Here is a 7404-nt window from a genome sequence, read left to right as displayed (position 1 = left end):
CCAATCGCAGCGCCGCCGGTTGCAGCTTTCAAAATTCTACGATTCCTTTTACTTATATCATCCTCATTTTTATTGGCTAAATAAGCCGCCACAGCAGCAACACCTGCTCCGATACCCGCGCCTTTAGCGGTATTGGTGACTTTTTGCTCACCCGTATATGGGTCAAAAGTAGCACAAGCGCTTAAGGCTAGACAAGTGATTAGAGGGATAGTAATTTTTTTCATTTTTTTCCTTAGGGAAGTGATTTATTAGTTTGTGTATTAAGTGTATTAAACTAAAAAGGTTACTCTTCGTAACAATGCGGTGATTATAAGTGCCGAGGCTTGTATATGTCTAGGCGTATTCATCTGTGATTTATGAAGGATTAAAATTACTGAGCATATCTTAGCCCAACAAAGTGGCATAAGTGACGATTGAACCAAATTCCCTAATCGGTTATGTTTTTGGCACTAACTTTTATTCTTGCTCATGCTCTCTTGATACGCAAAGAAGAAGCTATAACATTGATAAACCTAAGGCCGCTCTAAGCTCAATGCTGCCTTTGACCTTTGGTATATATTAGTTGTATTACCATTTATATAGTTTGTTAAGTGTATTTCTATTTTTGTCTTAAATCATCTATTCTTTATATTATTCTTATTTTCTAAATTACTTAGAAGCATGAAGTCATTAACTTTTAATCAACTACAACTGCGTGTACTCGTATTATTATTTTTATTGTTTACAAGTGCTTTAGTCGGCTATCGATATTTTATAGAGTTGCCAAAACTCGAAGTTAGTACATCACTTCTTGCAAACAGAGAACTTGACGCCTTAACATTCAGTATCGAAAACATGTTGAAAAATATATCAAAAACAAGTTTTGATTATGCCGTTTGGACATCAACTTATGATTTTATGGTTGATCAAAATCAAGACTATATTGACGAAAATATTATTGACAATACTTTTAAAAGCCTAGAAATAAATGGTATTTTTTATATCAATAAAGATCTTGAACTTATTCTTGGTAAGGGACTTAATTACAAAACAGGAAAATCCTTGAATTTTTCTTTCTATGATTTCAAAAAACACCCCCACTATTTGACTATGTTACCTACACCGAAAAATGATTTTAGCTCCCCTAATACCAAAGGGTTTATGACTACACAGCATGGTCCTGCTATTTACAGTGTCAATCAAGTCAGAAAATCTGATCTCGGCGGTGAGCATCGAGGATTTCTTATTTTAATCAAACTGATTGAAAATGATTTTACAGAAGACTTGGGGAGGTACACGGTAACCAAAATCTCATTTAGCCCTATTCCTCAAGATAAAAACTTAAAGCGCTTTCATCTTTGGAATGAAAAATCGACTATGAGTACCGTAGAGCCTTTTACTCAAGTATTAATAGAAGATATGAACACTCGTCCTGTTGCTATTCTTAAAATGGTACATAGCTTAGGTAATATGCCTAATCTAGTAAATGAACAAAGCCTGATATTTATTACCTTACTTAGTTTTGTGTTTTATATGGTTCATCGACTCATTTCAATTACCATTATTATGCCAGTGAAAAAACTAGCCAATGACATTAAAATCAAGGATACAAAAGAAAAATATACCAAATTAAATGAAAACTATACCGTAAAAGAGCTTTCTACCGTATCAAGAAATGTCAACAAACTTATGTTTACTATTAAAAAACAAAACGAATTATTGACTAAGCAAGTTAATACAGACCAACTAACTCAAGTTATGAATCGCTATGGTTTAAAAACGGGTTTAGATAAGCATAAAGATCAATGTATCCGGCACAATGTTAGTTTTATTGTTGTAATTTGCGATATTGATCATTTCAAAAGTTATAACGATTCTTTTGGCCATATGAAAGGAGATGAAACACTATATGAAGTTGCACAATCATTAGAAAAACATTGTAAACGTTCTACCGATATTTGTGCGCGCTTTGGTGGAGAAGAGTTTGTTTTATTGTTTAGTGAAATGTCTGAAGACAATTTACAGAGAAAAATGCAAGATATTATAGACACAATAGGGAGCCTTAATATTCCCCATTCGAAATCACCAACAGCTCCATTCCTTACAGTAAGTTTAGGTGCTACGATTGTACAACCATCTGACGTTGTTGATTTTTCTTTACCGTTAGATGAAATTGTTAAAACTGCTGATAAAGCACTTTATCAAGCTAAAGCTAACGGCCGTAATCGTTTTGTTATTAATTATTTTTCATCGAATAATTAAAATAATAAAGAGCTGTGTTAATTGAATCAATAGCGACTAGGAGCAAAAAAGAAAGAAATAGTTATTCTAGAGTGGCTCTTTCCAAATTATTTACGATTTGTAATAGCGTTAGTAAATGTAGTTAACTGTTTAAACTGTAATTCATAAGAACAACGCTTTATAGGCAATTGGAAAAACTAACTAGTTGGCTCATTTTAATGATGAGTGACCGCTGTGATGGCTTTGTTGCCGTCGGTAGATGTACTAGGTTTATAAGTGAGTTCAGTCTCTCTTGCAAACTCTTAGCGGATAGTGGAGCTTTATTAGTCAATACAACGCTATACTTTTGCAAGAAAGTCGGCTTAATTTAGGCGTTAATTTATCACAATAAATAGTCCGATTAGCCTAATCTAGTTTCATATAAATTTAAAATGAAATCGACACATTTTTTGACTATACAGAACAATCGATGGAAAAGAAGATTGGATTAAAGCTATGAATTCGATTCATGTATGTTAATTAGCAACTAAAACGGATCCAGTATGTATGCTGCTCTAAATAATATTTGATACTTTGATTACAATTGAGTTACAGGAAAACACCTAGGGTCAATATTGCTTAATTTGGATATTATGTTAGTGTTAAAGCACTTCTTTATCATATAGCATATTGAATTTTATCTCTTAAAGTATATAAAGTTCACATTAAATAGGATTGTTAATTTATGAATAAATATATAAAAACTGCGTTAGGCTGTCTATTACTTATTTTAGGGTTGGGTCAAGCTTCAGCCGAAGTTTATGGTTCAGAACAAGTACTGGCGACTCAACAACATAGCTACAATAAACAACATATTTTGGCTTTTGTAGATTCAGATGCCGTGCAACAACAGTTAACAGTTTTAGGGGTAAATCAAGCTGATGCAAAAATGCGCATCGCTAACATGACACAAGACGAATTGGCATCTTTAAATACACAGATGAACGAAATGCCAGCAGGCGGAGTAGTAGGCACTATTGTGACTGTTTTAGTAGTAATTGCTGTACTAGATGTATTGGGAATTACAGACGTCTATCCTTTTATCAGACCAATTTAATCCCTAATATTTGAAAAGGAGTATAATCATCAAGGCTAGTATGCTTGTTAGTGTTTTTTTATTACTCACGGCCTGTCAAACTCCATTGCAAACCAGAGTGTTATTAGCAGATAATCACTTTGGTTTTAGCAAACACACCATTTCAAATGTACCATTTTATCCTCAGCAAGCATTTTTTTGTGGGCCAACGACTCTTTCCGAAGTCATTAACTTTTATGGGGGGACAGCTGCACCTGAGGATATAGCACCAGCAACTTTCATCCCAGAGCTAGAAGGCACATTACAAGTCGAAATGACTGCTAGTGCCCGCCAAAATAAGCTACTTGCCTACGCAGAGCGAGGTTCTTTAACCCAGCTACTGGGCTTGGTTAGAGATAATATCCCCGTTATTGTACTTCAGAACAATTCTATATCGATGTTTCCAATGTGGCACTATGCGGTTGTTATAGGGTATGACCTTGCAGAAGAAAATATTATTTTGCACACGGGTGAAACCAAAGCACACAAGCTAAACTTAGGCACATTTGAACGCACGTGGCAGCGTGGTAATTATTGGTTGCTAGCCGCTGTGCCGGGTAGCGTTAGCAGTCAGCACTTTAACAAGTTTATCTATACTAAAGCAGCTCAAGATCTGCTGAGTACGGGGCAAACTGACGCAGGTTTGATTGCTATGCAGCGTGCCAGTCATGAATGGGTAGGCTACTGGCTACCTTATTTTTTACTTGCCAATCATTATTTGCCTACTAGCCCCAGAGTCGCCGCCCAGTGGTACCAGAAAGGCTTCCAGCTGGCGCATGGCGAAGTCCAGACTCAAGTACCGTACCTAAATAATTATGCCTATGTGCTGGCTAAACTTGGTTGTAAAGACAAGGCAAATACCCTGATTGAGCAAGCCTTAGCTCTGTCACCAGAGGCAGAAAGTTTACTTGATACAAAGGAACAAATTAAACTGTCTGCCTCTTTAGATACAGTATACTGTCAAGCAACAAATATAAATTAGTTGATTGTGGAAAAGCGATTATCATTATTTCGCTCGTTGTCATCCGCTTATGGTGCTTACGTTTTTATTAGCTGTTAACTGACTCATGATGAACGACCGCAATGGTGGCTCAGTCGTCTGTCAGGATAAATACAAGTCTATGCCTCCTGAAAGCTCAATGCAGCCGTTGAATTTCCATCACTTGATGTTAATATAAGTACAAAACTTCTCCAATCTATTAGCAGATACAAGCTTATCTACTCAATAAACATTGGTTTCTATACTTTAGAATTTCACTGCGGTAGCCAGCGTTTTAATGCTTCTTGCACCTTATTAGGGTTTACTGGTTTAGAGATAAAATCATTCATTCCTACCGCGAGACACTTCTCTCGATCGCCTTCCATTGAATTTGCTGTCATGGCGATTATCGGTATATCTCGATTAAGTACCTTCGATTCTAAATGTCGAATTTGTTGAGTAGCTTCATAACCATCCATTACTGGCATTTGACAATCTATAAGAACTAAATCAAAAGGCAGATTCTCTAAAGAATTTAACGCTTCTTCTCCATTGGCAGCTAATTCAACTTGCACACCAAACTTTTTCAATAAGCCTTGGGCAACTTTCTGATTAACTGCATTGTCCTCTACTACCAGAACTCTTGCAGCAAACTGAGGAAGTTCACGAGAACTATAGGCCGTGACCAAAGGTTGTTCTGGTGAATTAACTCCTGCTACTGTCATTAAAGTATTGTAGAGAATAGTTTGATCGATAGGTTTATTAAGATATCCATTAAACCCAGCGGCCTTTAATTTTTCCACGCCTCCTCGTTGCCCTTGTGATGTTAGCATCACTAAACGAGTATTTTTAAAAAGGTGATTATCATTTTTGATCTTAGTACCAAGCTGAAAACCATCCATTTGAGGCATTTGCATATCTAGAATAGCGATATGGTAAGGTGTCCCTTTTGAACTTTCTTCAGTTAATTTTTCTAACGCTTTCTTACCGCTATCTACCAACGTATGTTCAACGTGCCATTTAGTAAGCAGTTGTCCTAACAAAACCCTATTTGTTAAATTATCATCAACGATAAGTATTTTTTGCTCCTGTAAGTTATCAAAAACCTTCTTTGGTCTAACAGTGTTTGTATTAGCAATGTTGAGTGTAAACCAAAACGTTGAACCTTTACCTTCAACACTTTTGATGCCTATCTCACCGTCCATCATCTCAACTAACTGCTTACTTATAGATAACCCTAGCCCTGTGCCTCTGTATTTACGAGTAGTAGAGCCATCGGCTTGACTGAAACGCTCAAAAAGCTTACTTTGTTGTTCATCACTAAGACCAATACCAGTATCAGTAATTTCAAAGAGGATTTTTGTACGCTGATCAGTCTGCTCTTGCACTTTACAATATACTGATATCTCTCCTACATCTGTGAATTTAATCGCATTACCAACCAAGTTATTGAGTATTTGTCGAATCCGGCCAGGATCAGCAATGAACGACTGATTCGGCATAATGTTAGCGGGACAAATCAGTTCTAGATCCTTTTTATGAGCTTGAAAAGCAATGCTGCTGCCAACGTCATGCAACAACAATTCTAAATCAAATTCAATTGCTTCAAGCTCTAACATGCCAGCTTCAACTTTGGAAAAATCAAGGATATCATTAATGACAGTCAACAGAGATTCGGCACTATATTTTACCGTTTTGGCAAAATTGTACTGCTCTTTATTTAACGATGTATCAAGTAAAAGGTTCGTCATACCTATCACGCCATTCATTGGAGTCCGAATTTCATGGCTCATAGTCGCTAAAAATTGCGTTTTTGCCTCTGTTGCTGTTTCAGCTTGTTCCTTGGCTATGGCAAGATGTTCTAAAATTTCTTTTTGTGCCGTAATATCTGTGCGTATGGAAGTAAAACCTTTGACTTCTTTGTTGCTATCGAAATTGGGTACTATCGTGGTATCAACCCAATAGAAGTCGCCGTTCTTTGCTCTATTACGGACTTCGTCGTGCCATACTTCCCCCCCTAAGACCATTTGATGCATGTTCTGCCAATAGGACTTAGGCTGATTATTCGAATTAAGTAGGTTGTGCTTTTTACCAATAAGTTCGCTTTCTTGATAACCACTGATTTCTACAAATTTATCGTTTACATAGAGGATGTTACCGTCGATATCTGCAATTGATACAAGTGAATGTTGGTCTAAGGCAAATTTGGCAGATTCAGCTTGTTCTTTGGCTTTGGATAGTTCTAATGTTCTTTCTTTAACACGGCTTTCCAATTGATTTTTTTCAGTGATTAGTAAATTCTCTAATTTTGACTGTAACTTCCTCGATTGTTCAAGTCTATACACGAAGAGTGAGATAATTAATAACCAAATTATTGATATCACGTAATATTGAAAATTTTGTTTCTCAATATCAATATTTAGGCTTTCATTTAGCTCATCGTTTATATTTCTTGCTGATGAAATTACGTTCACATAAATACCATCAAATTGTTGATCAAGTTGACTACCAACCCCGCCTGAAGCTTTATTATCCAATCTTTGTTGTGCAACTTCTTTAAACAAAATTAGACTTAAAAGTGCATTTTTGATTTCATCTATTGTTGAGTTTTTTAAAACGGCTACTATTGATGTCCCTTGGCCATTAGTACCTCCTTCTGATAATTGTTTGAGTAAAACTTCTGCTGCTGTTAACTTGTCCCAAAAATCAGTGTTGAGATCAATAGAGGTATCGCCGCTTATACTTTCTTCAAACCATAAATGGGCATTAGTAACATTGATTTGAACCCGTGAAATATTATCAATATGTAACTTATTATTATTGGTGAATCCTACCCATGAGTTATGGGTATAAAATAAAATAAGTAGTGAAAAAACCCCCAATCCTAAAAAAATGTAACTCTTTGAAAAATCGATCTTATTCATTTATATAGCCTAGGGATTCTTTATGTGAGTAATACTTTTAATGGTTGCTCAATATTTACGGGATAAAAGAGCCTTTAATATTTTGATATTAGACCAATAATATTAATATGCATATAAAACATATTATATAATGTGCACCGTAAGACCGACAAATGGTATATATATCT

4 protein-coding genes and 1 pseudogene are annotated in these 7404 nt (G+C 35.7%); 3 read left to right on the top strand and 2 right to left on the bottom strand.

Going from position 1 to position 7404, the window contains the following annotated elements; all coding sequences use genetic code 11:
- A pseudogene (locus H4J39_RS00690) lies at positions 1-224 on the bottom strand (hypothetical protein); the annotation flags it as partial.
- A gap of 436 nt (positions 225-660) precedes the next feature.
- Between H4J39_RS00690 and H4J39_RS00685 the strand changes: the two are divergent.
- The 3 genes from H4J39_RS00685 to H4J39_RS00675 all read left to right on the top strand — a co-directional run bounded on the left by H4J39_RS00685 (position 661) and on the right by H4J39_RS00675 (position 4316).
- The gene (locus H4J39_RS00685) at positions 661-2241 is read left to right on the top strand and encodes a diguanylate cyclase (protein ID WP_182225539.1); all 1581 of its coding nucleotides are present in this window, start codon (positions 661-663) and stop codon (positions 2239-2241) included.
- A 703-nt stretch (positions 2242-2944) separates the two neighbouring features.
- Positions 2945-3316, top strand: a complete 372-nt coding sequence (locus tag H4J39_RS00680; RefSeq protein ID WP_182225538.1) for a PA2779 family protein — start codon at positions 2945-2947, stop codon at positions 3314-3316.
- 40 nt (positions 3317-3356) lie between these two features.
- Positions 3357-4316 (top strand): PA2778 family cysteine peptidase, encoded by a 960-nt coding sequence (locus H4J39_RS00675; RefSeq protein WP_182225537.1) that lies wholly within the window; start codon positions 3357-3359, stop codon positions 4314-4316.
- A gap of 272 nt (positions 4317-4588) precedes the next feature.
- Here the strand turns inward: H4J39_RS00675 and H4J39_RS00670 are convergent, their stop codons facing one another.
- A complete protein-coding gene (locus tag H4J39_RS00670) occupies positions 4589-7237 on the bottom strand; it encodes a PAS domain-containing hybrid sensor histidine kinase/response regulator (RefSeq protein WP_182225536.1) in 2649 nt (882 codons plus the stop codon).
- Positions 7238-7404: the final 167 nt, after the last annotated feature.

The organism is Colwellia sp. Bg11-12 (assembly GCF_014076955.1).
In the GTDB taxonomy this organism is placed as follows: domain Bacteria; phylum Pseudomonadota; class Gammaproteobacteria; order Enterobacterales; family Alteromonadaceae; genus Colwellia_A.
Note: the sequence above shows the minus strand (reverse complement) of the source record. Positions and strands in the feature narration are given on the sequence as shown.